Genomic DNA, 26900 nt, shown 5'->3' with positions numbered 1-26900 from the left:
GGCGACGGTGTGTCCGTGACCGACGACATCTCAGCACGAACCCCCGCCTCCGGCCTCCCCGCACGATCCGAGGGGTACTCCGGTGACCCCGCGGTGCGGGCGGAGTGGGACGACCGCTACGCCGACCGACAGCAACTGTGGAGCGGCCGGCCCAACGGCGCGCTCGTGGCGGAGGTCGCCGGACTGACCCCCGGACGCGTCCTCGACGTCGGCTGCGGCGAGGGCGCGGACGCCCTCTGGCTCGCGCGCGGCGGCTGGGACGTGACCGCGCTCGACGTGTCGGGCGTGGCCCTGGAACGGGCGGCCGGACACGCGCGGGAGGCCGGTCTCTCGGTTCACTGGGTACACGCGGAGCTCACCGGTGCCGCGCTCCCGCCCGGCTCCTTCGACCTGGTCTCCGCCCAGTACCCGGCCCTGTTGCGCACCCCGGAGGCGGCCGCGGAACGGGCCCTGCTCGCCGCCGTGGCGCCCGGCGGCGTGCTGCTGCTCGTGCACCACGCGGGGATGGACACCCGGGAGGCGCACGACAGCGGTTTCGACCCGGCCGACTACGTCTGGCCCTCGACGGTCGCCGCCCTGCTCGACGACGACTGGGTGGTGGAGGTGGACGAGCAGCGGCCACGCGTCGCTCCCCCCGGTGGCGCCGGCGCGCATCACACCGACGACCTGGTGCTGCGGGTGCGCCGGCTGCGCTGAGGAGCCGGCCGGGCGTACGCCGAAGGCTCCGGGGGACGCGCGCGTCCCGGAGCCCTGGGCGAGGAGAGAGCCGTGGAGGTCTTCGGGTCAGACGGCGGCGGCCGTCTCCGCGTGCTGCTTGGCGAGGTTCAGGGTCGCGGTGGAGTTGCGGCCGAGTGCCTGGCGGATGTAGCGGCGGGTGCCCTCGAGGGTGCTGTTCCGGCCGAGGACGCGGGCGATGGCTTCCTCGCGGATGACGACGTGGTGGTGGGAGGTGACGGTGACGCCGGTGGCGTCGGGGACCACGGTCCACTCGCCGGTGTGGGCGTCCATGAGCGCGGGCGTCGCGGTCTGCTTGTAGACGATGCGGCCGGCGTCGGGGAAGCAGATGCGGATGGACTCGGTGGTGTGCGTGGAGCCGTCGGCCGTCCGGGTGTCCATGGCCATGATCTGGACGCCGGGCGTGGGCTCCGTCAGGTCGAGCCGGGTGACGTGGGGGACCAGCTCGGGCCAGTCACCGACCCGGTGGAGGAAGTCGTAGACCCGCTCGGCCGGCCCCTCCACCCGCACCGAGTCCTGGAAGGACAGCACCAGTTCGTCCAGCCGGTCCCACCGCTCGGCGAGGGCCTTGACACGGCCGAGCTCGGCCCGGCTGTTGGTGTCCGTGGCCCGGTCGACCCACTCGGCGTCCTCGGGACGGTCGCCCGCCACCGTGAAGTCGTGCAGCAGGGTCAGCCGCGACGAGTCGGGACCCAGGTCCTCGACGGCCCACGTGCCGCCCATCCCGGTGAGGGGGGCCGCCGGGACCTCCTGGCGGAAGTCGATGCGGCGGGCGGCCGGGTCCAGTGTCCGGCGCGAGGTCCAGGACTTGACCGCGCCGTTGGCGGTCGCCCACATGTGCAGCCGCTCTCTGGTCCCGTCGAACTCCAGCCTCTCCACGTGCACGTTCGGGGGGAAGAACAGCGGCCACCGCTCCGTGTCCGCGATGAGCCCGTAGACGACGGCCGCCGGTGCGGCGATCTCCACGTCGTGCGATGTGCGGTGAACCTGTTCGGCAGACACCTTCACTACCTTCTCTCGTGGTCGGGACGCTCAGAAGTTGCCCAGTCCGCCACAGACGTTGAGGGCCTGCGCGGTGATGGAGGCGGCGGTCTCGGTGGCCAGGTAGCCGACGAGCCCGGCGACCTCCTCGGGGGTCGAGTAGCGGCCGAGCGGGATCTTCGCCTCGAACTGTTCCTGCACGGACTCCTGCGTGGTGTCCCAGGCGGCGGCGTAGCCCTGGCGCACTCGCTCGGCCATGGGCGTCTCGACGTAGCCGGGGCAGACGGCGTTGACCGTGATGCCGGAGGGGGCCAGTTCCTTGCCGAGGGCCTTGGTGAAGCCGACGACGCCGTGCTTGGAGGCGCTGTAGGGGGCGCCCAGCAGGACGCCCTGCTTGCCGGCGGTCGAGGCGATGTTGATGACGCGGCCGTAGGGCGCGTCGCTCATGCGGCCCTTCTTCAGCACCTCCCGGGTGAGCCGGAACACGCTGTTGAGGTTGGTGTCGATGACGTCGTCCCAGAGCTCGTCCGAGATGTCGGCCGTGGGACCGCCGCCGCTGCGCCCGGCGTTGTTCACCAGGATGCCGATCGGGCCGTACGTCCCGACGGCGGCGGCGACGAGCTCGGTCACCGACTCCTGGGAGCGGACGTCGGCCGCGATGCCGTCGGCGTCGATGCCCTCGGCACGCAGGTCCTCGACGGTCTGCTTGACCTGCTGCCCCGTCCGGGCGCACAGGAAGACCTGGTGGCCCCGTCGTCCCAGCTCGCGGGCCACGGCCAGGCCGATGCCACTCGTCGCGCCGGTGATCAGTGCGACGGGCCTCGTCGTTGTCGTCATCGGTTTCCTCCCATGAGCGCCTTGGTGACGTCGACCGTGTCCCGCGCCGCTCGAGGTCCGGCGGATGGGCGCTCGACCGGGGAAGGGCCGTGCCGCCGGCCCGGGGCTTGAGGGATCTTCCAATGGCATGCGACCGGGCCCACCCAGACTGACGGGCGTTCCGACCGACCAAGGAGACAGCATGACGCTCGCACCCGAGTCCACTCTCAGCTCCGCCTGGGCCGCCTCCCTGCACGTGGAGGTCCAGCAGTTCTACGCGCACCAGATGCAGCTGCTGGACCTCGGTGAGGCCGAGCAGTGGGCGGGGACGTTCACCGAGGACGCCACGTTCGCCGTGCCGACCCTGCCCGAGCCGGTGCGCGGTCGCGCCGGGCTGGTCGCGGCGACGAGCCGGGCCGCGGCCGAACTCGCCGCCGCAGGCCAGCGCCACCGCCACTTCATCGGCATGTTCGACGTCCGCCCCCGGACGGACGGCGCGGTGGACGTCCGCTCCTACGCGATCGTGTACGCCTCGGACATCGGCGGTGCGTCCCGGGTGCACCGCGTGTGCGTGTGCCAGGACGTCCTGGTGCGTCAGGACGGCGAACTGCGGGTCCTCGCCCGCACGGTGACCCGCGACGACCTTGCCTGAGCGGCGCTCCACCGGCACCCGGCCGCCTCTCCACCCCGGCCGGTCAGCCTCTGCCGAAAGAACCGACAGCCACCATGGGGGTTTCCCGACATGACGCAGACGACGATCGCCCGGCCGGAGGTCTCGGCCCTTCAGCAGGCCGTCCAGGGCGCCGCGGACCGGCTCGTCGAAGCCGGAGCCGGAGGCGTGCAGTTCCGGGTCGCCCGGGGGGAGGAGTCCTTCGTGGTGACGTCCGGCATCGCGGAGCTGGGCACCGACCGTCCCGTTCCCGCCGACGGCCGCTTCCGCATCTCCTGCATCACCAAGCCCTTCGTGGCCGTGGTGGTGCTCCAGCTCGTCGCCGAGGGCAAGATCGACCTCGACCGCACCGTCGAGAGCTACCTGCCGGGTCTGCTGCCGTACGGCGAGAAGATCACCGTCCGCAACCTGATGCAGCACACCAGCGGCCTGTACAACTACATGGACTCGTTCCAGAAGCCCGGTGACCGCTTCCTGCGCGACCGCTACAAGCACTACGAGCCCGAGGACCTGATCGCCATCGCGGCCGCCAAGCCGCTGGAGTTCGAGCCGGGCACCAAGTTCGCCTACTGCAACACCAACTACTTCATCGTCGGCCTGCTCATCAAGAAGGTGACCGGCCGCTCGTACCGCGACGAGATCCGCGAGCGGGTCCTCGAACCGCTCGCGCTGGACGAGACCGTCCTGCCCGGCGACGACCCGAACATCCCGGAGCCGCACGCGCGCGGCTACATGCAGATCGGCGGCGAGCCGGTGGACGTCACGCTGATGAACCCCTCGGAGGCGGGCTGCGCGGGCGAGATCATCTCCACCACCGCGGACCTGGACCGCTTCTTCTCCGCGCTGTTCGGCGGCGAGCTCCTGAACGAACCGGAGTTCACCGAGATGACCACCCCGCTGCCGCCCGAGATGATCGAGAACCTGCCGATGGGCATCGGTTACGGCCTGGGCATCATGAAGCTCGAGAACGACGACGACCTCGACCTGTGGGGCCACGGCGCCGGCATTCCCGGCTACGCCACGTTCGCGGCGACCACCCGCGACCTGAGCGCCCGCGTGCAGCTGTCGTTCACCATCGGCGACAAGGACTTCGGGCCGGACGCCGAGCAGGCCGTCATTCGTGGCGTCAACACCGCGCTGTGCTCGTGAGGTCGCGGTGACGCATTCCGTGGAGAAGGCCGTCGTCGTCACGGGCGGCGGCACGGGAATCGGAGCGGCGACGGCCCGCGCATTCGCGGAGAGCGGCGCCCATGTGCTCATTGTCGGCCGTAATGAAGCCACCCTCAAGGAGACCGCGGACGGCCAGGACCGCATTCGGGTGCTGGCGGCTGACGTCCATGACCACGAGGCGCCCGAACTCATCATCTCCACCGCGCTGCGCGAATTCGGGCGGCTCGACGTCCTGGTGAACAATGCGGCCGTCACGGGATTCGCCTCCCTCGGCGATCTGGACCGGGATTCCGTCCGCGCGCAGCTCGGCACCAATCTGATCGCTCCGGTGTTCCTGACCCAGCGGGCACTGGACGCACTGGAGGCGACCGGCGGCGTCGTCGTCAACGTCAGTTCGGCGGGTTCACTGGGCCGCCGGGCGTGGCCGGAGAACTCCGTCTACGGCATGGCCAAGGTCGCCCTGGACTTCCTCACCCGCACCTGGGCCGTGGAGCTCGCCCCGCGCGGCATCCGCTCGGTCGGCATCGCGCCGGGCGTCGTGGACACGGGGGTCGGGGTGCGGGCCGGGATGCCCCCGGAGGCGTACGAGGCGTTCCTCGAGGGGATGGCGACCAGGGTCCCCTCGGGCAGGGTCGGCCGTCCCGAGGACATCGCCTGGTGGATCGTCCAGCTGACCCGCCCGGAGGCCGCCTACGCCAACGGCACGGTCCTGGCGGTGGACGGCGCGCTGTCGGTCACCTGACGGGGCGGCGCCCATGGGGCCAGTAGTACCGCGGAACGCCCGGCTGGGTCGCCCAGCCGGGCGTTCCGCGTGGGCGGCGGCCGGGCGCGTACGGGGCCGGCCGGAGGCGCCTCCCAGCGTCTGCGAGTACGGCGTCGCGCCGACACGCGCAGGGCGGCACCACCGAGGTGACCGGTGGTGCCGCCCTGTGCGTGCCCGGGGTGACGTGTGCGCCGCGCCCCGTTCGTCGCGGCGCCGTGCGCGGGTCAGCGGGCGACCGCGGCCGTGACGTAGCGGACGGGGACGTCGATGTGGATCAGGCCGTCCTCGCCGCGCAGGGCGTCGAGGGCCGTGACGAGCCGGGCACGCAGGGCGGCCGCCTCGTCGGCCGGCAGGTGCTGCCACAGCAGGCGCATCCCCTGGGTGTGGGACCAGTCGACCCACGCCTCCCCGGAGCGGGCCGTCATGTCGACCGACTCGTCGACGATCCGGACGTCGTCGAAGCCCGCCGTGCGCAGCGCGGCCGTCAGGTCCGCCGGATCCTCCAGCCAGGAGTGCAGCTGCCGCCGCAGCTGCTCGGGGTGCCAGGCGGCCGGCAGGTGGTTCAGCAGCGACATCGGGATCAGGCCGGTGAACAGCGGCGGCAGGAACGGGAAGGTGTCCCGTGTGAACACGGGGCTGGTGAAGGCGATCCGGCCGCCGTCGCGCAGCAGTCCGGCATACCGGGCGAGTGCGGCACGGGCGTCCGGCAGGAAGATCACGCTGTAGCTGCCGAGCACCAGGTCGAAGGAGCGGGCGGGCAGTTCGGGGTGCTCGCCGTCCATCACCCGCAGCTCGACGTTGCCGATGCCCTGCCGTACCGCCTCCCGTCCGGCCTCCTCGACCATGGCCTCGGCGATGTCGATGCCGAGCGCGCTGCCGCCGGGGCCGACCAGTCGCGCCGCCGGGAGCAGGGTGGCGCCCAGGCCGCAGCCGACGTCCAGCAGCCGCTGGCCGGGATGCGGTCCGGCGAATTCCACCAGCCTCTTTCCCATCGGCGTGAAGAATTCCACTCCGAGCCGGTCATAGGTCGCCGCGGCCCCATTGAAGGCGGCCGTGACTTTCGTCTTGTAGGTGGCTGTGTCCGTGTCCATGTGCCACATGCTGGGGCCCTTCTCACGCGTGCAGCTGGAGAATTCTTGGAGGCCCGGTGGACGGCCGCCCCGTATATGCCTGGAGAACAAGGGGAGTCGACCATTCTTCCCTTGCCGGGCCGTCCATTTCCCGCACAGAATGTGGCCATTGACCGACGCCCTTGGCGCCAGCCGTGGAGGACATTCGATGAGCGACCAGATAACTGCGGTACGCCGCATGATCGAGGCGTACAACACCGGTGACACCGAGGACGTCGCGGAGTACATCCACCCGGAGTACCTCAACCCGGCGACGATGGAGCACATGGACCTGCGCGGTCCGGACTCCTTCGCGATGGCCGTCAAGTGGCTGCGGATGACCTTCTCCGAGGAGGCGCACCTGGAGGAGGTGCTGCTGGAGGAGCGCGGCGACTGGGTGCGTGCGAACCTCGTCCTGTACGGCCGGCACGTCGGGGAGCTGGTCGGCATGGCGCCGACGGGACGCCGCTTCTCCGGTGAGCAGATCCACCTCATCCGCCTCGTCGACGGCAAGATCCGCGACCACCGCGACTGGCCCGACTACCAGGGCACGTACCGTCAGCTCGGCTCGCCGTGGCCGGAGCCGCAGGGCTGGAGGGCCTGATCATGATTCTGGTCACCGGAGCTACGGGCAAGGTCGGCCGCGAGGCCGTCGAACAGCTCAGCGCGCAGGGCCGCCAGGTCAGGGCGCTCAGCAGGAAGCCCGAGGAGGCGGGCCTGCCCGAGGGCGTCGAGGTCGTGGCCGGCAGCCCGGCCGACCCCGCGTCGCTGACCGCCGCGTTCGCCGGCGTCACCGCGGCGCTGGTGGTGCTCTCCGGCGACGTGGCCGGGGAAGCACGCAACGTCGCCAAGGCCGCCGCGGCGGCGGACGTCGAGCACATCGTGTTCCTGTCCTCGGCGAGCGTGCTGCATCCGCTGCCGCACGGCATCGCCGAGGAGCACCGGGCCGCCGAGGAGGCGATCACGCAGTCCGGCGTCGCGACCACGTTCCTGCGTCCCGGCCCGTTCCACGCGAACACCGCGTGGTGGGTCCGGACCGTCCGCGAGAGCGGCTCGGTGCGCTGCTGGATCGGCAACAACCCCGGTGCGCCGATCGACGAGTACGACATCGCCTCCGCCGCCGTCGCCGCGCTCACCCGGGACGGCCACCGGGGCAGGGCGTACGTCCTGACCGGTGGCGAGGTCCTCACCTCCGAGGAGCAGGCCGGCATCCTCGGCGAGGTCCTGGGCCGCCGCCTGGACTTCTCCGTGGCGCCACAGGAGGAGGTCGTCGAGGTCTTCGCCGGCATCACCGGCGACCGCCCGGCGGCCGTGACCAACGTGGCCGCACTGCACAGCCCCGACGTGCCGTGGGCGAGGCCCACGACGGCCGTGAAGGACCTCACCGGCCGCGACCCCCGTCCGTACCGTGCCTGGGCGGCCGCCAACGCCGCGCCGCTGTTCGGCTGAGGAAAGGCCAACGACATGACGAAGACCGAGGCGAACGGCCCGGTCCTGGTGATCGGGGCCACCGGCCTCCAGGGCGGCGCCACCGCACGCGAGCTGGTGCGGCGCGGCCGGGACACGGCCGCGCTGGTGCGCGACCCCCGGTCCGACGGGGCCCGGGCGCTCGCCGCGTCCGGCGTGCGGCTGGTCACCGGCGACCTGGACGACGAGGCGTCGCTGCGTGCGGCCATGGCGGGCGTGCACGGGGTGTTCTCCGTGCAGAACTTCATGACGCCCAAGGGGCTGGGCGGTGAGGTCCGCCAGGGCCGGGCGGTGGCGCGGGCGGCCAGGGCCACCGGGGTCGCACACGTGGTGTACAGCTCGGTGGGCGGCGCCGAACGGCACAGCGGTGTGCCGCACTTCGACTCCAAGCGGCACATCGAGCGGTACCTGGAGGAGCTGGGCGTGCCGACGACGGTGCTGCGCCCGACGTTCTTCATGGACAACTTCGCCGCGCACGGACCGCAGAACATGGACGGCACGCTGGTGGTCCGGCTGGCGCTGAAGCCGGGCACCCGGGTGCAGTTCATCGCCGTGGACGACATCGGGTACTTCGCCGCCGAGGCCTTCGACCGGCCGCAGGAGTACCTGGGGCGGGCCGTGGAGCTGGCGGGCGACGAGCTGACGGCCACGGGGATCGCCGAGGCGTTCTCCGCCCGCAGCGGCCTGCCGGCCCGCTTCGAGGAGCTGCCCCTGGACGCGGTGGCCGCCAATCCCTACATCCCGAACGGCCCCGAGATCGCCCTGATGTTCGAGTGGTTCCAGGAGCACGGTTACCGCGCCGACATCCCCGCGCTGCGCGCCGCGCACCCGGCGCTCCAGACGTTCGCCACGTACCTGAAGGGCATCGACGTCTGACGCGTCCGCCGCACGTGAGACGCCGGTGGCCCTCCCCTGGGGGAGGGCCACCGGCGTTTCGCAGGCGCGGGGTCACGCGCGGCAGGTGGGCAGCCCGCCGTGGTACGCGGTCATCTCCCGGAACAGGGCCGGGACGTCCAGCGGATCGCCGGGCGCCGCGCCACGCTCCTCCGCGTAGGCGCGGTGCAGGTTGGGCACCAGCCGTTCGGCGTCCAGCAACCGGTCGAAGGGCCCGGGTCCGGCGGCGCGGGCCAGCTCCAGGGGAGTCGCCCCGTCGGCGAGCCCCTGCCGGGCGAGGTCGCGCAGCCAGTGGAAGTAGGCCTCGTTGGCGTCGAGCACCTCGGGGCCGCCGACCGGTCCGTGCCCGGGCACGACCACGAGCGGGTCCAGCCGGCGCATCCGCTCCAGGGCGTCCAGGGATCCGCTGACGGACCCCATCAGGCAGAACGGCGTCACTGCGGACATCACCAGATCACCCGTGAACAGCACGCGCTGCCCGGGCAGCCACACCGCGGTGTCGTTGGTGGTGTGCGCGGCCGGACCGAGGTGCAGCAGCTCCACCCTCACGCTCCCCGCGTGCAGGGTGAGGGCGTCGCGGAAGGTGACCTCGGGCAGGGCGAGTTCGATGTCGCCCCAGCACACGTCCGGCCACAGCGACGTCAGGTGGAGACCGGCGGCCGCCATGTCCGAGCGGGTCCGCTCGTGGGCGACGACCACGGCCTCCGGGAAGAGGTGGTTGCCGAAGGTGTGGTCGCCGTGGAAGTGGGTGTTGACCAGGGTGCGCGGCGGCGTGCCCGTCACGCGCAGCACCTCCTCGCGCAGCCGCCGCGCACGGGCCTCGGTCGCCGCGGTGTCGACGAGCACGGCGCGGCCGTCGTCACCGGCGACCAGGCCCGCGTTGTTCAGGCACCAGCCGCCGTCGGGCTGCACGAAGGCGTGCACCCCGTCGGCGACCTCGGTGAGCTCCCCCGCGAGGGCGACGGCGGTGCTCACAGCACGTCCGCGGGCACGAAGCCCAGCTCCTTGAGCATCGGCAGGTAGTTGAACACGTCGTAGTGCTCGATGATCCGGCCGGCGTCGTCGAAGCGCAGCTCCTCCAGCATGAACCAGGTGACCTTCTTGCCCGTCGGGGCCTTGCCCATGAACTCGCCCAGGTGGGTCGCGGTCACGGTGATCCGCAGGATCACCCGGTCACCCTCCGAGACGGCGCTCTTGACGTCCAGGTGCAGGTCGGGGAAGGCGGCGAGGCCACCCCGCATCGCCCCGATCATCTGCTCGGTGTCGACGGGACGGTCCTCGGAGAAGTGCCGGATGCCGGGCGCCCAGTGCTGGGTGATGCCGTCCAGTTCCCAGCGGTTCCAGGCGGCGGCGCAGTCGAGCGCGATCTGCTTGTTGCGCTCCTGGACGGACGGCTCGGTCAGTGTCGTGGACATCGGTGATCCTTCTCGGTCGTCGTGGGGTGCAGGGGGTGGGGCGTCAGGGGAGCAGGACGTGCTTGCCGACGGAGCGTCCGTCCAGCAGCTCCCGCAGCGCGGCGGCGGCCCCGTCGAGCGGGTGGCGGCCGGCGATCTCCGGCTTCAGCACACCCTCGGCCAGCAGTCCGTACAGGGCGTCCAGCGCGCTGTTGAAGTCCCGGCCCGGCTTGACGTAGTACATCGTCATCCGCCGGCCGCCCGTCAGGCCCAGCAGGCGCGCCAGGAAGCGCCGGCCCGTGCGCACCAGCGCCGGGACGTGCGGGCGGAACCACTGTCCCGGCCGGTATCCGGCGACGGAGGAGTCGAACGACACCAGCGTGCCGCCCCTCGCCAGCATCGCCCAGCCGGCGTCCAGGCCCCGGCCGCCGATGTGGTCGAAGACGGCGGCCACTCCGTGCGGCGCCAGCTCGCGCACCGCAGCCGTCAGGTCGGGGGTGCGGTAGTCGAGCGGCTCGGCACCCAGCGCGCGCACGGCGTCGTGCTTCGCGGGCGACGCGGTGCCCACGACCCGCAGGCCGCGGTGGACGGCGAGCCGGGTGAGCAGGGAGCCCACTCCGCCGCTCGCCCCGTGCACCAGCACGGTGTCGCCGGGGACCAGGCCGGTCAGCCGGTCCAGCATCTGGTACGCGGTCACCCCGTTGGTGACCAGTGCCACCGCCTCGGCCGCGTCCAGGTCCCCGGGCACCGGGGCCAGGTCCTTGGCGGCCGTCTCGACGTACTCCTGCCAGGCGCCGTAGCGGGGCATGGCGGCGACCCGGTCGCCGGTGCGCCACCCGGTGACGCCCTCCCCCACCTCAGTGATGCGCCCGACCAGGTCGTAGCCGGGCACGAAGGGGAACGTGGGCGGGAAGGGGTGCAGGTGCTGCAGCATCTGCACCTCGGCGAACGACACGCCCGCCGCCTCGACGCGCACCACGACCTTGCCGCGGCCCGCCGACGGGGCCGCCTCGCGGGCGGTGACGAGCCGTTCCTCGGGCTTGCCGCTGCCCGTCATGGTGACCTTCGCGCCGCTGAGCGCGGTCCCGATGCCGGCGTCGGCGGTCATGCGGCCACCTCCTCGGTCACGGGGGCGAAGTCGGCGGCGTGGTCGGCCGCCCACCGGGCGAAGGTCCGCGCCGGCACACCGGTGACCTGCTCGACGGTGTCCAGGACCGCGGGCGGGTCGGTCACGGCTGCGGCCAGGTAGCCCAGCACCATCTCCACGACCGGCGCGGGCATGACCCGGCCCATCTGCTCGCGGGCCTGGTCGGGCGTGATCTCCTCGAAGCGGACCTCGCGCCCCAGCGCGCCCGAGATGGCCCGCACCTGGTCGGCCTGGGTGATCGCCTCGGGCCCCGTGAGCACGTACGCCCGGCCGGCGTGCCCGTCCTCGAGCAGCGCGGTCACCGCGACGGCGGCCACGTCCGCCTCGTGGACGAGGACGCGCGGGGCGTTGCCGTACGGGGCCCGCACCACGCCCTCGGTACGGATGGAGTGGCCCCACTTCCACAGGACGTTGGTGGCGAACTCGTCGGGACGCACGAACGTCCAGTCGATGCCGGACTCCTCCACGGCCCGTTCCACGGTGCGGTGGTGCTCACCGCTGTGGTTGTCGCCCGACTCGTCCAGCACGGAGGACGAGGACAGCACGACGACACGGCGCACCCCGGCCTCCTTGGCGGCCGCGACGACCTCACGGCTCGTCTCCGGGACCGGGAAGAGGTAGAGGCGCTCCACCCCGTGCAGCGCCGCGCGCAGCGTGTCGGGGCGGGTGAGGTCGCCCTCGAAGACGTCCACGCCCTCCGGGAGTCCGGCGGTGGCCGGGTTCCTGGTCAGCGCGCGCACCGTGGCACCTGCGGCCAGAAGCCGCCCGACCACATGACGGCCGACCGATCCTGTTGCACCTGTCACCAGAATTGTCACGCCTGCTCCACGAGTTCGTTGGCCAGTAAGTGCTGCCCAGCGTCGGGAACGCCGCTGGAGGATGCCCGGAGAGGCGGTCGACCGCCTCGACCCCGCCTCGAGCGGAGGGGAGAACCATGGCAACGGCCACCACTTCCCACAGGACATGAAGGCGAGGCAGCGTTTTGTCCGCTCCCACGACCACGCCCGGCAGGACCGGGCAGCAGGACGCCCGGAAGAAGAAGAGATTCCAACTGAGCCGCCGGGGCCGCAAGCTGACCCTGGCCGTGCACGTCGTCACGTCCGTCGGCTGGGTCGGGCTGTCGCTGTCCATGGCCGTCCTGGCCCTCATGGGGTTCACCACGGACGACGCCGCGGTCGCCAAGGGCGTGTACTACGCCATGTACGTGTTCGACGACACCAGCGTCACGGTGTTCAGCGTGACCGCGTCGATCTCCGGCATCCTGCTGTCCTGCGGCACGGCCTGGGGTCTGCTGCTGCACTGGTGGATCATCGCCAAATGGGTCATCACCCTCTTCATGACGATCTTCGCGTGGTTCGTCATCCACCCGATCGTCATGAAGGCCACCGAGAACACGGCCGAGGCGGGCGGGGCGCCCCCCAACCCGGGCTGGCCCGCGGACTTCCTGGTGTGGAGCGTGCCCGCCCTGTTCGTGCTGCTCACGGCGGCGGCGGTCATCTCCGTCTACAAGCCCTGGGGCCGCACGGCCCGTGGCCGCCGCACCACGGCCCGCCCCCGCCGCACCTGACGCAGCGGCCCGTCCTCGGTCTCCGGCCCGCCCTCACCGGCGGGCCGGACGCGTCCGCCCGCGGTCGCGTCCGGACGCCGGGGGCCGTTCGCGTGCGGCGTCCAGGGCGGCGCACCAGTGCGCCGGGTGCGGGGCGCGCAGCAGACCCGTGCCGATGAGCAGGCCGCGGAACCCGGCGTCGAGCAGCCGGGCCGCGTCGGCGGGGTCGGTGATGCCGCTGGCGCTGACCGCGCAGCGGGTGCCGGTCGCCCGCACGGCCGGCAGCAGCGTGGCGCTGCGGTCGAGGTCACCGGGCAGGCGTTCACGGGTGGCGATGTCCTTGTTGTTGACGGCGACCACGCACCGGTCCGCCCGCGGCACCGCCGCCGCCTCCGCCGCGTCGGCGACCTCCACGAACGGGGTCAGCCCGAGGTCCAGGGCGTGGTCCACCAGCCGCGCCAGGACGCCGCCGGGCAGCAGCCGTACGGTCAGCAGCACGGCGGAGGCGCCCAGTTCACGGCTGCGTTCGAGCTGGCGCCGGCTGGTCAGGAAGTCCTTGCGGAGCACGGGCAGGCGCGTCGCGGCGGCGACCTCTTCCAGCAGCGCCTCGCTGCCGCCGAACCAGCGGCCGGTGACCACCGAGACGCACGGCGCCCCGGCCTCCTCGTAGGCGGCGACGACCTCGGTGACCGAGCGGGCGCCCAGCAGGTCGGTGCCGTCGGCGTCCTGCCGTTTGACCTCCATGATCACGGGACGTGGGGCCGCCAGCAGCGCGTCGGTGAACGTCACGGCGCCCTCCAGGCTCGGGTCACGGCGGCCGCGCTCCCCGCCGCGAGGAGGCCGTCCCCGCCGCGGGCGGCCGAGTCGACGTCGATGCCGAGGAACCGGGGGTGGGCCAGGGTCCCGGGGAAGCGGTCGCGGTTGTCCGCGCCCAGTCCGCCGGCGAGCAGGAAGGGGCGTTGCATGCGGTCGGCCAGCCCGGTCACCGTGCCGTCGTCCAGGCTCAGCGCGGTACTGCCCACCCGGCCGCCCGCGCCGACCGCGTCGAGCAGGAAGCAGTCGGTGCCGGCCCGTTCGTACGCGCCGATCAGCCGTGCCTCCACACAGGAACCCCCGTCGACGTGCAGCACTTTGACGATGCGTACGCCGTCGGGGACCCGTGCCCGCAGCGCGCGGACCAGGCCGGGCGGCTGGTAGCCGTGCAGCTGGATCCACGAGGGGCCGCCGGCGCCCGTGAGACGGGCCAGTGCCTCGGCGTCGGCGGCGAAGGTGACCAGCACCGCCTCCATGCGTCCGGTCGCCCGTGCCTCGGCGGTGAGTTCGGTCAGGCGTTGCGCGGTCAGGTCCGACCGGCCGCCGTGCACTCCGTGCCACAGCCCGATCAGGTCGGCCCCGGCGTCGGCCACGTCCCGCACCTCGGCGGCGCTCGTCGCACCGCAGATCTTGACGAGCACTACACCGCCTCGCCGACGAGTGAGCCCCGCGCGAGCCGGTCGCGCGAGCCGTCCGGCCCGTCCTGGAACAGTCCCGGGTGCGCGGCGCGCAGGTCGGCGATCAGCCACTCGTAGGGCAGGTCGTCGAACTCGCCGTGCACGCGCAGGAATTCCATCTGCCGGCGTCCCTTCAGGTCGAAGGGGTGGTGCAGGCTGTCGGCGGTGCCGTCGAAGTCCAGCGGCGCCATGCGGTACAGCCGGCACAGCGTCTTGTTGAACACCGGCGTCGCCTTCACCCAACGGCCCTCCAGCCGCACCGAGGTGAGCCCGTGCTGGTGGAACACGTCGCCTCCCAGCAGCCGCTTCAGCCGCTCGGAGGCGAGGTGGTTGCGGACGTCGGTCAGGACCAGGCGCGCCGGGATGCCGAGCGAACGCAGCCCGGCCGTGTACAGGACCGACTTGTGCAGGCACATGCCCGAGCCGGTGCGCACGACTTGGCCGGCGCGCAGACCCGCACGGGACAGGTCCGCGCCGTACACCTCGTAGTGGATGCCGTCCCGCACGGCGTAGTACAGGGCCACGGCCCGTTCGGTGGGGGTGCTGGCGCTCGCCGGAATCGCGTCCCGGACGAAGGCGCGCACCTCGGGGCTGTGGTGGTCGATGAACTCGGTCGCCGCCAGGGCGGAGTGGAGGGTCATGGTGGCGTGGTTCCGCTTCCGTTGGGTGTCGACGTGTGCTCAGAGGCCGAGCATCGAGGCGATACGGTTGCGCTGGATCTCGGACGTGCCGGAGTAGATCGTCCCGGCGACCGAGTTGCGCAGTTCCTGCTCGACGCCGTACTCGGCCATGTAGCCGTTGCCCCCGAAGATCTGGACGGCGGCGAGCGCGGAGGCGACGTTGGCCTCGCTGGTGACGAGTTTGGCGATGGCGATGTCCCGGGTGACGTTCTCCCCTGCCATCAGTTTGCGCGCGGTGGAGTACAGCCAGTGGCGGGCCGTCTCGGCTCCGACGTCCATGTCCACGATCTTGTGGGACACGGCCTGGTAGGAGCCGATCGGCCGGCCGAACTGGGTGCGGGTGCGGGCGTATTCGGTGCAGCGCTCCACCCGGTCGCGCATCTCCCCCGCGTTGATGACGAAGGAGCACAGGATCTCCCAGCGCATCACGTGGTCCAGGACGAGGAAGCCGCCGCCAGGGCGGCCCACGACCCGCGAGGCGGGGACGCGGCAGTCGTCGAGGAACAGCTCGCACAGCGGCGACGTGCGCAGTCCCATCTTGGCGACCGGCCGGCCGGCGGTCAGGCCGGGCGTGTCGCGGTCGACGAGGAAGGCGGTGATGCTGAGCGGGCCGGGGCGGTCGCTGGTGCGCGCGTACACGGTGACCACGTCGGCGACCGGCCCGTTGCTGACGAAGGCCTTGCTGCCGTTCAGCACGAAGTCGTCGCCGTCCCGTACGGCGCGGGTGCGCATCGCCAGCGCGTCCGACCCGCTGTCGGGCTCGCTGATGGCGTGGGCGCCGATCAGGTCGCCGGAGCACAGCCCCGGCAGGTAGCGGTCCTTCAGCTCCGGGGAGCCGAACCGGTGCAGGGGTACTCCGGTGCTGACCAGGTGGCTGCAGACGGAGAAGTTCAGCCCCGCGTCGCGGCAGCCCTGACCGAGGCCCTCCAGGACGTACATCGTGGTCAGCAGATCCTGGCCGAGCCCGCCCCACCGTGCGTCGAAGGGCAGGCCCAGGAGGCCGGAGGCGCGCAGCAGGTCCCACTGCTCGCGGGGGAAGGCGGCCTCGGCGTCACGCTCGACGTGCCCGGCGCCGAGCTTGTCCAGCAGCGGCGCCAGGCCGTCGCGCAGCCGCTGCTGTTCTTCCGTCCACGTGATCATCAGTACTGGGAGAACTCGGACGAGTCCAGGTTGTGGCGTTCGTCGCCGCGCAGCGCCGGGGTGAACATGCACACCAGGCGCAGGTCCTCGTGCGGGCCGGCGATCAGCCAGTGCGCGTCGTGCTGGTCGAGTGCGTAGAGGGTGCCGGGAGTGATGGGGTGGGAGGTGCCGGCCATGTCGACGACCTCGCCGCTGCCGCTGATGCAGTAGCAGGCCTCCAGGTGACGCCGGTACTCCAGCCGCGACTTGGTGCCGGCCCGCACGATCGTGTCGGTGACGGTGTACCCGAGCCCGTCGGACTCGGTGAGGAACCGGCGGCTGAGGCCGTTGCCCCAGTCGACGCAGTGGACGCTGTCGAGAGCGCGGACGATCATGAGTGGTTCCTTTCGGTCATGTGGTGGGGAGGGTGGGGTGGCGCAGCTGTGCGACGAAGGAGGCGAACGCCTCCACCGGGTCGCGCCCCGTGTCCAGGGCCCGTTCGATCGTGGCCACGCCCGCGCTGCCGACGACCGCGGCGTCGGCGCCGAGCCTCTCCAGGACGGCGATGTCGGCGCGGGTGCGGACGCCGAAGCCGACGGCGACCGGGACGCGGGTCGCGGCGCGCAGCGTGCCGAGGGCGGCGGCGAGCCGCTCGTGGTCGGGTGCGGCGGTGGTGCCGCTGCGGCCGTAGTGGGCGACGAGGTACAGGTAGGCGGAGGCGTGCCGGGCGGCCTCCGCGGCGGTCGCGGCGTCGGAGACCGCGTAGCAGGTGGTGACGAGGGGCAGCCCGGCGCGCTCGGCGGCCTCGTAGTGGGCGGTGCGCAGCCGGGGCGGCAGTCCGTGCAGCAGCAGTCCGTCACAGCCGGCGTCGGCGACGGACCGGGTGAAGTCGGCCAGGTCCCGGCCTTTGACGGTGTGGCTCCAGTCGGCGAGCAGCGCGATCCGCAGCCGGCGCAGCCGGGGCCGCAGGGCGGACACCGCGTCCAGGACCCGGCCGAGTGTGACGCCCGCGGCCAGCGCCCGGTCGGCGGACCGGCGGATCACGGGGCCGTCGGTCACCGAGTCCGGGAAGGGGACGGCCAGTTCGAGGCAGTCGACGTCGCCGTCGTCGAGCATCGCCGCCAGGTCGGGCAGCGCGTCGAGCGGCGGGTCACCCGCGTTGACGAACACGGCCAGCCCGGGCCGTCCGGGTCGCCGTCGCGTGAAGAACCCGGGCCCGGTTCCGCCGTCCCGCGCGGCGTCGTCAGCCGGGGGGTCCGCCCGCCCGGCGGTGTCCGGGGCGCCGGGCGGGCGGGGCAGGCCACGGGCGCGGCCCGGCACGCGTGCGGCGGGGAAACCGTCAGGCATGGGCGGCCTCCCTCGTCCGCAGCCGTTCGACCAGCCGCAGCGCCGAGCCGTTGTGCAGGGTGGCGCGCGCGGCGCCCAGCGCCTGGTGCCAGTCACCGGTCAGCCGGCTCGCGACCGCGAGCGCGGCCGCGTTGAGGCAGACGGTCTGCGTGGCCGCCGGGCCGCCGCGTCCGGCCAGCACGTCCTGGAACAGCGAGGCGGCGCCCCGCACACCGTCCTCCGCCGGAGCCAGGTCGGCCAGGTGGCCGGCCCCCAGGCCGAGCGCCTCGGGTACGAGCGTGAACTCGTCCTCGCCGCCGCTCTCGTAGGCCCGCACCCGGTTGGTGGTGAAGGCGAGGAACTCGTCGGCGCCGGGGTCGTTGTCGGCCAGCCACACCGTCCGGCCGGTGGCGCGGGAGGTGTGGCCGGCGGCGTGCCGCAGGGCGTCCAGCACCGCGGGCCGGGACACCCCGGTCACCTGGGCGGTCACCGGCACGTCGGCCAGGAAGGGGCCGAGGGTGTTGACGAAGGAGCCCAGCTGCCGCAGGTCGAGCGGTGCCACGGCTCGTGCCAGCAGGGCGATCTCACGCGGGTACACGAAGTGCCCGGCGAAGGCGATGCCGCAGCGCTGGAGGACTTCCCGGGTCTGCTCGTACGACGTCGTCGGTGTGATGCCGAGCTGCTCCAGCAGGTCCAGGGAACCGCAGCCGCTGGTGTAGGCCCGCGAACCTGTCTTGACGACCCGCACCCCCATCGCCGCCGCGACGAACGCGGCGGCCGTGGAGATGTTGAAGGTGCGCGGCCCGCCTCCGGTGCCGACGATGTTGACCGCCGGCCCGAATCCGTCCGCGGGGCGGGCGGGTCGGCGCTCGGCCAGCGAGTCGAGGAACGCGCCCAGGGTGACCCGGTCGGGCATCCGGGTGGACAGGGAGGCCAGCAGAGCCGTGGCCTCCCCCCGGCGCAGTCCTCCCGTGTGGAGCCGGTCCCAGAAGGACCGCCACACCGGCAGTTCCACCGGACGGTCCCGGCCGATGAGCGAGACGACCGCCTCGTGCATGGCTACGCGGCCCCCGCGTGCTCGCGCGGCGCGTCCGCGAGGAACGCGGCGATCGCCGCGACGGAGGTGAAGGACTCCGGGTCGAGGTCGACGGCGTCGGTGTCGACGCCGTAGCGGTCCTCCAGCCAGGCGATCACCTTGAGCAGCCCGAGGCTGTCGATGACGCCGTTGGCCATGAGGTCGTAGTCGTCGGCCAGTTCGTGGGCGGGCACGTCGGGCAGGAACTCCTCGACGACGAACGCCCGGACGGCCTGAACGTACTGCATGTCAGTTCTCCTTGGTGAAGTGGGCCGAAGCGACCCGGTCTCGGTCGACCTTGCCGGTGGAGGTACGGGACAGCGCGTCGTCGGTGATCCTCAGCACGGTCGGGACCGCCGCGCGGGGCAGCCGGCGGGCGAGGTGCCCGCGCAGCGTCAGGCTGTTGAGGCCCGAGCCCGGTGAACGGCGGACGACCGCGTGCAGCAGGCGGCCGGCGACGGGGTCGGGCAGGGCCAGGACGGCCGCCTCGGTCACCTCGTGGTGGCCGAGCAGGAGGTGCTCCACCTCCTGGGTGTTGACCCGCACGCCCCGCACCTTGACCTGGTGGTCGGTGCGGCCCTCCAGGGTCAGGGAGCCGTCCGCGTGTCTGCGCACCAGGTCGCCGCTGCGGAAGTAGCGCCGCCCGTCCTCGCGTTCGGGGTGCGGTACGAAGACGTGCCGGGCGGCGGCGGCACCGAGGTAGCCGCGCGTCTGGAACGGTGTGGAGACGAGCAGTTCGCCCGTGCCGGGACCCGCGAGTACCGCGCCTTCGGCCGAGACGACGAGCGCCTGGACTCCGGGCAGCGGGGCGCCGAGAGGGACGGGCGTCGTCACGGGGGCACCGGGGTCGACCTCGTGGAGGAAGCTGTCGTTGGTCTCGGTGCAGCCGTAGACGTTGTGCAGCCGGGCTCCGGGGAGCAGGCCGGGCAGCCGGCCGAGCAGCGGCCCGGGGATGGCGTCGCCGGTGAACATGGCGTGGCGCACGGCGGGCAGGGACGTCCCGGTGGCGTCCGCCGCGTCGGCCAGCAGCCGGAAGAGCATGGGCACGGCCTGCACGACGTGCACCTCGTGCCGCCGGAGCAGGCCGAGCAGCCGGGCGCCGTCCAGCGCGTGGTCGGGGTCGACGAGGACGACACGGCCGCCGTGGGCGAGGGTGGTCCACACGTCGAGCAGGCTGAGGTCGAAGTTGAGCGGCGCGTAGTTGAGGACGGTGGTGCCCGGTGCGATGCCGAAGGCGTCACCGGCCCAGTCGCTGAAGGCGTCGAGGGCGTCCGTGTGCAGCGGGACGATCTTCGGCAGGCCGGTGGAGCCGGAGGTGGTCAGCAGCAGGGCGGGCCGGCCGGTGAGCGGCGCGGGGTCCGCGGGCGGGTCGGCGCGCGGCCCGGGGGCGGCGGTGGCGCACGGCCGCAGAACCTCCTGGACACCGGCCTGCCGGTGCAGCCGGTCCAGGGCCTCGGGGCCGAGCGTCGCGGCGGGCAGCAGCACCGGCCGCCGCTGAAGCAGGCAGGCCAGGACCAGGGCGATCGTGGCGGGCGACTTCACGGCGGGTACCGCGATCGGTGCGTCGCCCGGCAGGTCCGCGATGCGGCTGCGCTCCCGCGCCGCGAGGTCCAGCAGCGTTCCGTAGCCGATCTCCTCGTCCCGCCACACCAGGGCGGGCGCCCGCGGCGTCCGGCGTGCCTGCCCGACGATGCCGTCGAGCAGCCCGTGACGGCCCTGTGTCCCACCCGCGCTCGCGCCCACGGCCCCTCCCCCGGTTCGCCTTGCACTCCTGCGGGTTCCGATGGTGGTTGCGCCGTCTGGAGGATGGATGGAGCCCCGCTGCACTTCGCCGCCCGCGGCCGGGTCCCGCCGTACGCCGGGGGGCCGCGTCACCGGGCAGGTGACGCGGCCCCCCGGGGCCGTGCGGCGCTCAGCCGCCGGTCAGTTCCACGAGCGCGTCCGCCGGGTCGCCGTGCGGCTCCCCGGCGGGCCACCAGGTGCCCGCCTCGTCGCGGTAGGGGTACCACCGTCCGTCGCGGCCCAGGCGCAACTGGACGCCCTGTCCGGCCAGGGTCCAGTGGTTGTCCCGGACCTCCAGCCCGGGCAGTTCGTCCGCCTCCCAGCCCGCCGAGAGCGCCGCCCGGGCCCGGGCGGTCTCCTGGCCGGACGGCGACCAGGTGTGCTCCAGCACCTCCAGCCCTGCCGCTCCGCCGGCGCGCCAGGCCTCGACCGCACGGTCCAGCTCACGGGCCGGCCGGCCGCAGGTCCCGCGCAACCGCTCCGGCACCCTCGGATCCGGGTGCGTGGCGGCGATCCGCACGGTGTCCTGCCATGCATCGAGGGGCGGCGGAGGTTGCGCGGTCAGCCCGAGCGCGTAGGCGAGCAGGCCCCGCGCGCGCACCGCCGCGTCGGCGACCAGTTGCTCCAGCGGGTCGGCCTCGATGCCGGTGACGGGCTCGCCGGTGCCGGCCGGGGCGGGGGGCAACGGGGGCGGAGCGGGCAGCGGCGAACCGCCCCGAGCCCACGCCGCGACGGGGTCGACACCGGGTGGCGGACCGGCCGCGGCCCCTTCCTCCGGCCCGTTCACCCCGGCGCCGCCCTCGTCGTCTCCGTCCTCGGGTTCCGGACCGTCGTCCTCCGTGCCCGCCATCGCCCGCAGCAGCAGTTCCGACTTCAGCTCCTCCAGGGCCGCGTCGAGGCCCCTGCCCCTGACGAGCGGCAGCAGCCACGGCTCCGCGTCCAGCAGCCACGCCATCTGGTAGCACAGCGCCGTGGCATGCGAGCACGGGTGCTCCAGCGCGTCGCAGTCGCAGTCCGCGTCCAGGTCGCCGTATCCGGGGAGCATCCGCACCCGGGCGTCCTCGACGGCCTCCAGGAAGTCCTCCGGCAGCTCTCCGGCCAGCAGTCCCTCCGCGACGCCGGTCCGGTCGGCGGCCTTCTCCCAGAGCAGCTCCCACTCCCCCGCGTCCAGCTCCGTGAGCGTGACCACGGTCGTGTACGCGGACTCACCCCCGTACACCTCCGCGGCGATGCGCCCCGGGCTGACGGTGACGGGACCGATCCGCCCTGTGCGCGCGAAGGCCCGTCCGCTCTTCAGCGACTCCTCCTCGGGCCAGGTGTCCTCCACGGCCTCGGTCCACGCCTTCCCCCAGAAGGACTGGCCGCGGGCGCGCCCGCCCTTGCGCGCCGCGAAGGCGGGAAAGCCCCGTGCACCGCTCCCCTGTGCCTCGCCCATCACTCGCTCCTCAGCTCGACCAGGTTGGCCAGCTCGTCGTTCGTCAGCTCCGTCAGTGCCTGCTCGCCCGTGCCCAGCACCGCGTCCGCCAGTTCCTTCTTGGACTCCAGCAGCGCGGCGATCCGGTCCTCGACGGTGCCTTCGGCGATCAGCCGGTGGACCTGGACCGGCTTGGTCTGGCCGATGCGGTACGCGCGGTCCGTCGCCTGGGCCTCCACCGCGGGGTTCCACCAGCGGTCGTAGTGCACGACGTGATCGGCGCGGGTGAGGTTCAGCCCGGTGCCCGCCGCCTTCAACGACAGCAGGAACACGGGCACTTCCCCGTCCTGGAAGCGCTGCACCAGCTCCTCGCGCTTGGGCACGGGCGTGCCGCCGTGCAGGAGCTGCACGGGCACACCCCGCTCCCGCAGGTGCCGCTCCAGCAACCGCGCCATGGCGACGTACTGCGTGAACACGAGCGCGGCGCCGTCCTCGGCGGTGATCGTGCCGAGGAGTTCGTCCAGCAGCTCCAGCTTCCCGGAGCGCCCGGTGAGCGCCGTGCCCTCCTCCTTGAGGAACTGGGCGGGGTGGTTGCAGATCTGCTTCAGGCCGGTGAGCAGCTTCAGGACGAGTCCGTTGCGGGCGATGCCCTCGCTGCCGCGGATCTGCGCCATCACTTCCCGCACCTGCGTGCGGTACAGGGAGGACTGCTCGGCGGTGAGCGCGACCGGCCGGTCGGTCTCGGTCTTGGGGGGCAGTTCCGGCGCGATGCCCGGATCGGACTTGCGGCGGCGCAGCAGGAAGGGGCGGACGAGACCGGCCAGGCGCGAGGCCGTGGCCCGCCGCCCCTCGGCGCGCTCCGCCTCGATCGGCGCCATCCAGCGCCGGCGGAACTCCCCGTAGCCGCCCAGCAGCCCGGGTGTCGTCCAGTCCAGGACCGCCCACAGCTCGGACAGGCTGTTCTCCACGGGTGTGCCGGTGAGCGCGACCTTCGCGTCGGCGGGGATGAGGCGCAGCGCCTTCGCGGTCCCCGAGTGCGGGTTCTTGACGTGCTGGGCCTCGTCGGCGACGACCATGTCCCAGGCGTGCTGGGCCAGTTGACCGGCGTCCAGCCGCATGGTGCCGTACGTCGTCAGCACGAACCCGTCGTCGGCTCCGTCCAGGGTGCGCCCGGCGCCGTGGTAGCGGCGCACGGCGGTGCCGGGGGCGAACCTGCCCACTTCCCGCTGCCAGTTGCCCAGCAGGGAGGCCGGGCAGACGACCAGCGTGGGGCCGCGGCCGCCCGCCTCCCGACGCAGCAGGTGCAGCGCGATGAGCTGGAGGGTCTTGCCCAGGCCCATGTCGTCGGCGAGGCAGCCGCCGAGGCCCAGTGAGGTCATCCGGTCCAGCCACCGCAGGCCGCGCAGCTGGTAGTCGCGCAGCGTGGCGGTGAGTGCGGCCGGCTGCCGGACGGGTTCGTCGCCGCCGTCCGGGTCGGACAGCCGGGCGCGCAGCGCCTGGAGCCAGGCGGTGGGGGCGACGGGTACCTGCTCGGTGCCGATCCGCGTGTGTCCGCTGAGGGCGACGGCGAGGGCCTCGATCGCGGTGAGGGAGCCCACCTGCCGGTCGCGTGCCTTGCGGGCGAGGCCGGCGCCGACGAGGATCCACCGGCCCCGCAGCCGTACCAGGGGCCGGCCCGCGGCGATCGCCGCCGTCTCCTCCTCGGTCAGCGGATCACCGTCGAGGTCGAACTGCCAGCGAAGGTCGACCGTGCCGTCGCCGCCGAAGAAGGAACGCAGGTCGGTGGGCGGCGGAAGATCGGCGCCGACGACGGCGCGGGCGGTCGGCGGGCGGTGGGCGTCCTCGGGCCACAGAACGTCGATGCCGTGGGCCCGCAGTCGGCCGGCCCCCTCACCCAGCAGGTCGGTGACGTCCCGGTCGGACAGGTCCAGGGCGCGCGGCACGGGCAGCAGCCGCTCCAGCGGTGGCCACACGCCCGCGGCGCGGCGGACGGCGAGCACGGTGTCGGCCTGGGCGCGCGGGCCCAGCGCGTGGTCGGCGCTCGCGAACAGTTCACCCGCGTCGAGCGCGAGGGTCGGGTCGGCGAGGCTGTGGGCGCGCGGCACGAGCCGCAGGGCGGGCGGTTCCCCTCCGGGACCGTCACCGCCTGCGGTGCCCTCGGTGAGCTCGACCCGCAGCGAGACCCGTACCCCGGAGTCGAGTCCCGCGGAGATCTCCTCGGCCCAGGCCCGCAGCTGCGGCACGTGCTGGGGTTCGACGGCGGCGAAGGCCGCCCGGCCGGTCGCCGCGTGCGCGGCGGGGGTGCGCGGCAGCGCGTCGGCGACGGCGTCGAGGAACGCCCGTACCAGGCCTTCCGGTTCCGGCATCCGGACACCCGCACCGGCCGTGCCCGGCAGCGCGGTGGCATACGCCTCGGGCGGCGCGGCGGCCGCCAGGTCGCGTACGCGTCCCACGTCGTCCAGGTCCAGGGGCCCGGTGCGCCAGGCGTCGTACCCGGCCCCGCTGACGCCCGGCAGCAGTCGCTCGCGGGCCGCCAGGTGCAGGGCGATCGCGGCCGCCCGTCCCCAGAAGGCGGCGGCCGGGTGCACCTCCTCGGCTCCCGGCCGGGCCGCGCGGGCCAGGACGGGCAGGGCGTCGGCGACCGGCAGGCGCACGACCGGGACGGTGCGGGTGACGGGCACCCCGTCCTCGACGCCGACAACGTCGGCCTCGCCGGCGTCTCCCCGTGGGTCCGCGCCGGCCGGTGGTAAGCCGCCCTGCGCGTCCCAGAACACCACTGTGCCGGCGCGGGGCGGGTCGGCCGCCTCGAACAGCACGGCGCACCGCGTGAGGTCGCCGGTGCGCGCACCTGTCGTCACTGCCATGTTCCTTGTGAGTCCTTTCGTCTGCCCGGCGTGACCGGTTTCAGCGGCCGAGCCGCTGGTAGCGTCGCACGGACAGCGGGAAGAAGACCGCGATAATGATCAGCGGCCAGATCACGGCCATGAGCATGGCCTGATCCGACGCCCAGGTGCCGGTGTCCCAGCCGGGGTTGCCGAACAGCCGCCGGGTCGCCGTCACCGTCGCCGACAGCGGATTCCACTCGGAGACCGCGGCGAGCCAGCCCGGCATGGTGTCCGGCGAGACGAACGCGTTGGACAGGAAGCCCAGCGGCCACACCAGGGTCTGCACGGCGGTCACGGCGGCCGTGTCGGTGAAGACGAGTCCGAGGTAGATGCCCACCCACAGCAGTGCGAAGCGCAGCAGCAGGAGCAGTCCGACGGCCGCGAGGGCCCGGCCCGTCCCGTTGTCCGCCCGCCAGCCGACAGCCAGGCCGCACAGGATCATCACGGTCAGTCCGAGGACCGAGTTGAGCATGTCGGCGATGCTGCGGCCGGTGACCACCGCGCCGGAGGACGTGGGCATGGCACGGAAGCGGTCGGTGACGCCCTTGGCCGCGTCGCTGATCACGGCGAGCATCGTCACCTCGATGCCGAAGACCATCGTCATGGCGAACATGCCCGGCACCAGGAACTCCCGGTAGCTGCCGCCTCCGGGCACCTGCATGGCGCCGCCGAACAGGTACCCGAACATCAGCACCATCATGATCGGGAAGAGCAGCCCGATGACGACCGGCGCGGGGTTGCGGGCCCAGTGGGCCAGGGAACGGCCGGTCAGGACCCAGGAGTCGGACAGGGCCCAGCGGACCCCGCCCGTCCCGGTCGTGGGCTGCGGGGCTGCGGTGGTCACACCGTCACCTCTTCCTTGTTCTCGTCACGGTCGGTGCGGACCGCTCGGGTCCCCGGGTCGTCGCCTGTGTCCGGCCGCCCGCCCGTGAGGTGCAGGAACACCTCGTCGAGGGTGGGGCGGCGCAGCGCGATGTCCTCGGCCACCACGCCCGCGTCACCCAGCGCGCGCACGGTCTCGGTCAGCGCGACGACCCGGTCCTGGACCGGCACGCCCACGCGGCGGCTCTCCGCGTCGGTGTCGGTGTCCCGGCCGGTGATCCGCGCCAGCACCTCGGCCGCGGTGCCCAGGTCGGCCGCGTTGCGGACCGTGACGTCGATCCGGTCGCCGCCGATGGCCGACTTCAGCTCGTCGGGCGTACCCTCGGCGATCACCCGCCCGCCGGCGCCGCCCGGCGACGCGATGACCGAGATCCGGTCGGCGAGCTGGTCGGCCTCGTCCAGGTACTGCGTGGTGAGCAGCACCGTCGTGCCGTCGTCGACCAGTGAACGCACCGCCGCCCACACCTCGTTGCGACTGCGCGGGTCCAGCCCCGTCGTCGGCTCGTCGAGGAACAGCACCCGGGGGGCGAGGATCAGGCTGGCCGCCAGGTCGAGGCGCCGACGCATACCGCCCGAGTAGTCCTTCACCTGCTTGGCGCCCGTGCCGGCGAGCCCGAACTGCTCCAGCAGCGCGTCCGCCCGCTCCCCCGCCGCCCGCTTGCCGAGGTGGTGGAGCCGGCCGAACATCACCAGGTTCTGCCGGCCGCTGAGCACCTCGTCGACCGCAGCGTACTGTCCGAGCAACCCGATCCTGGCCCGCACCTGCGCGCTGCTGCGGACCACGTCGAACCCGGCGACCTCGGCGCGGCCCTCGTCCAGCCGCGCCAGCGTGGACAGGATGCGCACCGCGGTGGTCTTGCCCGCGCCGTTGGGCCCGAGCAGCCCGTGGACGGTCCCCTCCCGCACCCGCAGATGAAACCCGTTCAGGGCCGGCGCCTCGCCGTACCGCTTGCACAGGTTCTCGGCGAGGATCGCGTGTTCGGATCCCATGGATGTCCTTCCGCAGAGATGGATGACGTGCTGTGCAGTGTGGGGGCGGCCGCTCGGCCCGCCTTCGAGTCCCGCTCGAGCGGCAGGCGGAAGCGTCGGGACGTCAGCGCACGCCCACCGGCACGGAGGAGCACGTGGTCACCTTCATCAACCGCTTCACGGTCACCGGCCCGGCCGAGGAGTTCGAGCGGCTCTTCGACGACACCTCGGCCTTCTTCCGGGAGCGTCCCGGATTCCTCAGCCACCGGCTGCTGCGCCACAGCGAGCAGCCGGGCAGCTACGTCAACATCGCCGAGTGGGCGGACACCGAGTCCTTCCGGGCGGCCGTCACGCACCCGGACTTCGTCCCGCACGCCGCCGCCCTGCGCACGCTGAGCACCAGCGAGCCGAACCTGTACGCGCCGGTGATGGAACGCACCGCGGCCACCACCCCGATGAGTTGAGCGCCCCGCGCACAGGCGAGCGGGCGGCCCCCCGGTGCGGGGGGCGCCCCCGCGCCGGTGGGCCGCGGCCGCAGCGCGCCGCCCACCCCCACAGCGGGGGGGGGGATAAGGTACACGGGTCC

The 26900-nt window shown here is 73.3% G+C and carries 29 protein-coding genes; 9 read left to right on the top strand and 20 right to left on the bottom strand.

What is annotated here, in order from left to right; translation table 11 throughout:
• Positions 1 to 15: 15 nt before the first annotated feature.
• Positions 16 to 696: a class I SAM-dependent methyltransferase gene (locus ACZ4M5_RS29860; protein ID WP_467741349.1), complete on the top strand. Its 681-nt coding sequence runs from the start codon at positions 16 to 18 to the stop codon at positions 694 to 696.
• An 87-nt stretch (positions 697 to 783) separates the two neighbouring features.
• On the opposite strand, the gene ACZ4M5_RS29855 is transcribed toward ACZ4M5_RS29860, so the two are convergent.
• Together ACZ4M5_RS29855 and fabG are read right to left on the bottom strand one after the other, a co-directional pair.
• Complete coding sequence (locus tag ACZ4M5_RS29855; RefSeq protein WP_467741347.1) at positions 784 to 1737, bottom strand: aromatase/cyclase; 954 nt, start codon at positions 1735 to 1737, stop codon at positions 784 to 786.
• A 30-nt stretch (positions 1738 to 1767) separates the two neighbouring features.
• Positions 1768 to 2553, bottom strand: a complete 786-nt coding sequence (gene fabG, locus ACZ4M5_RS29850; protein WP_467741344.1) for a 3-oxoacyl-ACP reductase FabG — start codon at positions 2551 to 2553, stop codon at positions 1768 to 1770.
• Positions 2554 to 2734: 181 nt separating this feature from the next.
• Between fabG and ACZ4M5_RS29845 the strand changes: the two genes are divergently transcribed.
• From ACZ4M5_RS29845 to ACZ4M5_RS29835, 3 genes are all read left to right on the top strand, one after another.
• A complete protein-coding gene (locus tag ACZ4M5_RS29845) occupies positions 2735 to 3184 on the top strand; it encodes a nuclear transport factor 2 family protein (RefSeq protein ID WP_467741340.1) in 450 nt (149 codons plus the stop codon).
• A gap of 90 nt (positions 3185 to 3274) precedes the next feature.
• Positions 3275 to 4351 (top strand): serine hydrolase domain-containing protein, encoded by a 1077-nt coding sequence (locus ACZ4M5_RS29840; protein WP_467741338.1) that lies wholly within the window; start codon positions 3275 to 3277, stop codon positions 4349 to 4351.
• 7 nt (positions 4352 to 4358) lie between these two features.
• Positions 4359 to 5114 (top strand): SDR family NAD(P)-dependent oxidoreductase, encoded by a 756-nt coding sequence (locus ACZ4M5_RS29835; protein ID WP_467741336.1) that lies wholly within the window; start codon positions 4359 to 4361, stop codon positions 5112 to 5114.
• 245 nt (positions 5115 to 5359) lie between these two features.
• Here the strand turns inward: ACZ4M5_RS29835 and ACZ4M5_RS29830 are convergent, their stop codons facing one another.
• Positions 5360 to 6226 (bottom strand): class I SAM-dependent methyltransferase, encoded by an 867-nt coding sequence (locus tag ACZ4M5_RS29830; protein WP_467741334.1) that lies wholly within the window; start codon positions 6224 to 6226, stop codon positions 5360 to 5362.
• A gap of 187 nt (positions 6227 to 6413) precedes the next feature.
• Between ACZ4M5_RS29830 and ACZ4M5_RS29825 the strand changes: the two genes are divergently transcribed.
• From ACZ4M5_RS29825 to ACZ4M5_RS29815, 3 genes are read left to right on the top strand one after another with little or no spacing between them, the layout of a single operon-like run.
• Positions 6414 to 6848, top strand: a complete 435-nt coding sequence (locus ACZ4M5_RS29825) for a SnoaL/DnrD family polyketide biosynthesis methyl ester cyclase (RefSeq protein WP_467741332.1) — start codon at positions 6414 to 6416, stop codon at positions 6846 to 6848.
• Positions 6818 to 7693 carry an SDR family oxidoreductase gene (locus ACZ4M5_RS29820; protein WP_467741330.1) on the top strand — a complete coding sequence of 292 codons (876 nt, stop codon included), beginning with the start codon at positions 6818 to 6820 and terminating at the stop codon, positions 7691 to 7693. The genes ACZ4M5_RS29825 and ACZ4M5_RS29820 overlap by 31 nt, the downstream gene beginning before the upstream one ends.
• 15 nt (positions 7694 to 7708) lie before the next feature.
• Positions 7709 to 8587, top strand: coding sequence for an NmrA/HSCARG family protein (locus ACZ4M5_RS29815; protein WP_467741328.1), 879 nt, complete (start codon positions 7709 to 7711; stop codon positions 8585 to 8587).
• A 72-nt stretch (positions 8588 to 8659) separates the two neighbouring features.
• Here ACZ4M5_RS29815 and ACZ4M5_RS29810 read toward each other — a convergent pair whose 3' ends face one another.
• From ACZ4M5_RS29810 to ACZ4M5_RS29795, 4 genes are read right to left on the bottom strand one after another with little or no spacing between them, the layout of a single operon-like run.
• Positions 8660 to 9580, bottom strand: a complete 921-nt coding sequence (locus ACZ4M5_RS29810; RefSeq protein ID WP_467741326.1) for an MBL fold metallo-hydrolase — start codon at positions 9578 to 9580, stop codon at positions 8660 to 8662.
• Entirely contained in the window at positions 9577 to 10020 is a 444-nt protein-coding gene (locus tag ACZ4M5_RS29805; RefSeq protein ID WP_467741324.1) for an ester cyclase, read from the bottom strand. Before ACZ4M5_RS29805 ends, ACZ4M5_RS29810 begins: the two co-directional genes overlap by 4 nt.
• Positions 10021 to 10063: 43 nt before the next feature.
• Positions 10064 to 11107 (bottom strand): zinc-binding dehydrogenase, encoded by a 1044-nt coding sequence (locus tag ACZ4M5_RS29800; protein ID WP_467741322.1) that lies wholly within the window; start codon positions 11105 to 11107, stop codon positions 10064 to 10066.
• A complete protein-coding gene (locus ACZ4M5_RS29795) occupies positions 11104 to 11952 on the bottom strand; it encodes an NAD(P)H-binding protein (protein ID WP_467741320.1) in 849 nt (282 codons plus the stop codon). Before ACZ4M5_RS29795 ends, ACZ4M5_RS29800 begins: the two co-directional genes overlap by 4 nt.
• 176 nt (positions 11953 to 12128) lie before the next feature.
• On the opposite strand from ACZ4M5_RS29795, the gene ACZ4M5_RS29790 reads away from it, so the two are divergent.
• Positions 12129 to 12713, top strand: a complete 585-nt coding sequence (locus ACZ4M5_RS29790) for a DUF2269 domain-containing protein (protein ID WP_467741318.1) — start codon at positions 12129 to 12131, stop codon at positions 12711 to 12713.
• A gap of 33 nt (positions 12714 to 12746) precedes the next feature.
• On the opposite strand, the gene ACZ4M5_RS29785 is transcribed toward ACZ4M5_RS29790, so the two are convergent.
• The 13 genes from ACZ4M5_RS29785 to ACZ4M5_RS29725 all read right to left on the bottom strand — a co-directional run bounded on the left by ACZ4M5_RS29785 (position 12747) and on the right by ACZ4M5_RS29725 (position 26335).
• Positions 12747 to 13481 carry a beta/alpha barrel domain-containing protein gene (locus tag ACZ4M5_RS29785; protein WP_467741316.1) on the bottom strand — a complete coding sequence of 245 codons (735 nt, stop codon included), beginning with the start codon at positions 13479 to 13481 and terminating at the stop codon, positions 12747 to 12749.
• On the bottom strand, positions 13478 to 14146 hold the full coding sequence (locus tag ACZ4M5_RS29780; RefSeq protein WP_467741314.1) for a phosphoribosylanthranilate isomerase: 669 nt from the start codon (positions 14144 to 14146) through the stop codon (positions 13478 to 13480). Before ACZ4M5_RS29780 ends, ACZ4M5_RS29785 begins: the two co-directional genes overlap by 4 nt.
• Positions 14146 to 14823 carry a transglutaminase-like domain-containing protein gene (locus ACZ4M5_RS29775; RefSeq protein ID WP_467741312.1) on the bottom strand — a complete coding sequence of 226 codons (678 nt, stop codon included), beginning with the start codon at positions 14821 to 14823 and terminating at the stop codon, positions 14146 to 14148. The genes ACZ4M5_RS29780 and ACZ4M5_RS29775 overlap by 1 nt, the downstream gene beginning before the upstream one ends.
• Before the next feature lie 39 nt (positions 14824 to 14862).
• Positions 14863 to 16002 carry an acyl-CoA dehydrogenase family protein gene (locus ACZ4M5_RS29770; protein ID WP_467741310.1) on the bottom strand — a complete coding sequence of 380 codons (1140 nt, stop codon included), beginning with the start codon at positions 16000 to 16002 and terminating at the stop codon, positions 14863 to 14865.
• Positions 16002 to 16376 (bottom strand): ectoine synthase, encoded by a 375-nt coding sequence (locus ACZ4M5_RS29765; protein WP_369193212.1) that lies wholly within the window; start codon positions 16374 to 16376, stop codon positions 16002 to 16004. The genes ACZ4M5_RS29770 and ACZ4M5_RS29765 overlap by 1 nt, the downstream gene beginning before the upstream one ends.
• Before the next feature lie 16 nt (positions 16377 to 16392).
• Complete coding sequence (gene trpA, locus ACZ4M5_RS29760; protein WP_467741308.1) at positions 16393 to 17328, bottom strand: tryptophan synthase subunit alpha; 936 nt, start codon at positions 17326 to 17328, stop codon at positions 16393 to 16395.
• A complete protein-coding gene (locus tag ACZ4M5_RS29755) occupies positions 17321 to 18364 on the bottom strand; it encodes an anthranilate phosphoribosyltransferase (protein WP_467741306.1) in 1044 nt (347 codons plus the stop codon). The genes trpA and ACZ4M5_RS29755 overlap by 8 nt, the downstream gene beginning before the upstream one ends.
• Positions 18365 to 18366: 2 nt before the next feature.
• Positions 18367 to 18630: an acyl carrier protein gene (locus ACZ4M5_RS29750; RefSeq protein ID WP_467741304.1), complete on the bottom strand. Its 264-nt coding sequence runs from the start codon at positions 18628 to 18630 to the stop codon at positions 18367 to 18369.
• Position 18631: 1 nt separating this feature from the next.
• Positions 18632 to 20125 carry an AMP-binding protein gene (locus ACZ4M5_RS29745; protein WP_467741302.1) on the bottom strand — a complete coding sequence of 498 codons (1494 nt, stop codon included), beginning with the start codon at positions 20123 to 20125 and terminating at the stop codon, positions 18632 to 18634.
• A 169-nt stretch (positions 20126 to 20294) separates the two neighbouring features.
• Entirely contained in the window at positions 20295 to 21599 is a 1305-nt protein-coding gene (locus ACZ4M5_RS29740) for an SWIM zinc finger family protein (RefSeq protein ID WP_467741300.1), read from the bottom strand.
• On the bottom strand, positions 21599 to 24442 hold the full coding sequence (locus ACZ4M5_RS29735; RefSeq protein ID WP_467741298.1) for a DEAD/DEAH box helicase: 2844 nt from the start codon (positions 24440 to 24442) through the stop codon (positions 21599 to 21601). The genes ACZ4M5_RS29740 and ACZ4M5_RS29735 overlap by 1 nt, the downstream gene beginning before the upstream one ends.
• A 40-nt stretch (positions 24443 to 24482) precedes the next feature.
• Positions 24483 to 25307 (bottom strand): ABC transporter permease, encoded by an 825-nt coding sequence (locus ACZ4M5_RS29730; RefSeq protein ID WP_467741296.1) that lies wholly within the window; start codon positions 25305 to 25307, stop codon positions 24483 to 24485.
• Complete coding sequence (locus tag ACZ4M5_RS29725; protein WP_467741294.1) at positions 25304 to 26335, bottom strand: ATP-binding cassette domain-containing protein; 1032 nt, start codon at positions 26333 to 26335, stop codon at positions 25304 to 25306. The genes ACZ4M5_RS29730 and ACZ4M5_RS29725 overlap by 4 nt, the downstream gene beginning before the upstream one ends.
• Positions 26336 to 26469: 134 nt before the next feature.
• On the opposite strand from ACZ4M5_RS29725, the gene ACZ4M5_RS29720 reads away from it, so the two are divergent.
• Complete coding sequence (locus tag ACZ4M5_RS29720) at positions 26470 to 26778, top strand: antibiotic biosynthesis monooxygenase family protein (protein ID WP_467741292.1); 309 nt, start codon at positions 26470 to 26472, stop codon at positions 26776 to 26778.
• The last annotated feature ends 122 nt before the right edge of the window (positions 26779 to 26900 follow it).

It is taken from the genome of Streptomyces sp. NPDC026246, from assembly GCF_055567995.1.
The sequence above is the reverse complement of the archived record's forward strand: the minus strand, read 5'-3'. Positions and strand labels throughout refer to the sequence as shown.

What these genes read in the sequence shown, in the direction of transcription:
- ACZ4M5_RS29755 (WP_467741306.1), bottom strand. Translation starts at nt 18,364, where the DNA reads ATGCACGAGGCGGTCGTCTCGCTCATCGGCCGGGACCGTCCGGTGGAA.
- ACZ4M5_RS29750 (WP_467741304.1), bottom strand. Translation starts at nt 18,630, where the DNA reads ATGCAGTACGTTCAGGCCGTCCGGGCGTTCGTCGTCGAGGAGTTCCTG.
- ACZ4M5_RS29765 (WP_369193212.1), bottom strand. Translation starts at nt 16,376, where the DNA reads ATGATCGTCCGCGCTCTCGACAGCGTCCACTGCGTCGACTGGGGCAAC.
- ACZ4M5_RS29725 (WP_467741294.1), bottom strand. Translation starts at nt 26,335, where the DNA reads ATGGGATCCGAACACGCGATCCTCGCCGAGAACCTGTGCAAGCGGTAC.
- ACZ4M5_RS29830 (WP_467741334.1), bottom strand. Translation starts at nt 6,226, where the DNA reads ATGGACACGGACACAGCCACCTACAAGACGAAAGTCACGGCCGCCTTC.
- ACZ4M5_RS29845 (WP_467741340.1), top strand. Translation starts at nt 2,735, where the DNA reads ATGACGCTCGCACCCGAGTCCACTCTCAGCTCCGCCTGGGCCGCCTCC.
- ACZ4M5_RS29805 (WP_467741324.1), bottom strand. Translation starts at nt 10,020, where the DNA reads ATGTCCACGACACTGACCGAGCCGTCCGTCCAGGAGCGCAACAAGCAG.
- ACZ4M5_RS29775 (WP_467741312.1), bottom strand. Translation starts at nt 14,823, where the DNA reads ATGACCCTCCACTCCGCCCTGGCGGCGACCGAGTTCATCGACCACCAC.
- ACZ4M5_RS29840 (WP_467741338.1), top strand. Translation starts at nt 3,275, where the DNA reads ATGACGCAGACGACGATCGCCCGGCCGGAGGTCTCGGCCCTTCAGCAG.
- fabG (WP_467741344.1), bottom strand. Translation starts at nt 2,553, where the DNA reads ATGACGACAACGACGAGGCCCGTCGCACTGATCACCGGCGCGACGAGT.
- ACZ4M5_RS29825 (WP_467741332.1), top strand. Translation starts at nt 6,414, where the DNA reads ATGAGCGACCAGATAACTGCGGTACGCCGCATGATCGAGGCGTACAAC.
- ACZ4M5_RS29740 (WP_467741300.1), bottom strand. Translation starts at nt 21,599, where the DNA reads ATGGGCGAGGCACAGGGGAGCGGTGCACGGGGCTTTCCCGCCTTCGCG.
- ACZ4M5_RS29815 (WP_467741328.1), top strand. Translation starts at nt 7,709, where the DNA reads ATGACGAAGACCGAGGCGAACGGCCCGGTCCTGGTGATCGGGGCCACC.
- trpA (WP_467741308.1), bottom strand. Translation starts at nt 17,328, where the DNA reads ATGCCTGACGGTTTCCCCGCCGCACGCGTGCCGGGCCGCGCCCGTGGC.
- ACZ4M5_RS29800 (WP_467741322.1), bottom strand. Translation starts at nt 11,107, where the DNA reads ATGACCGCCGACGCCGGCATCGGGACCGCGCTCAGCGGCGCGAAGGTC.
- ACZ4M5_RS29735 (WP_467741298.1), bottom strand. Translation starts at nt 24,442, where the DNA reads ATGGCAGTGACGACAGGTGCGCGCACCGGCGACCTCACGCGGTGCGCC.
- ACZ4M5_RS29770 (WP_467741310.1), bottom strand. Translation starts at nt 16,002, where the DNA reads ATGATCACGTGGACGGAAGAACAGCAGCGGCTGCGCGACGGCCTGGCG.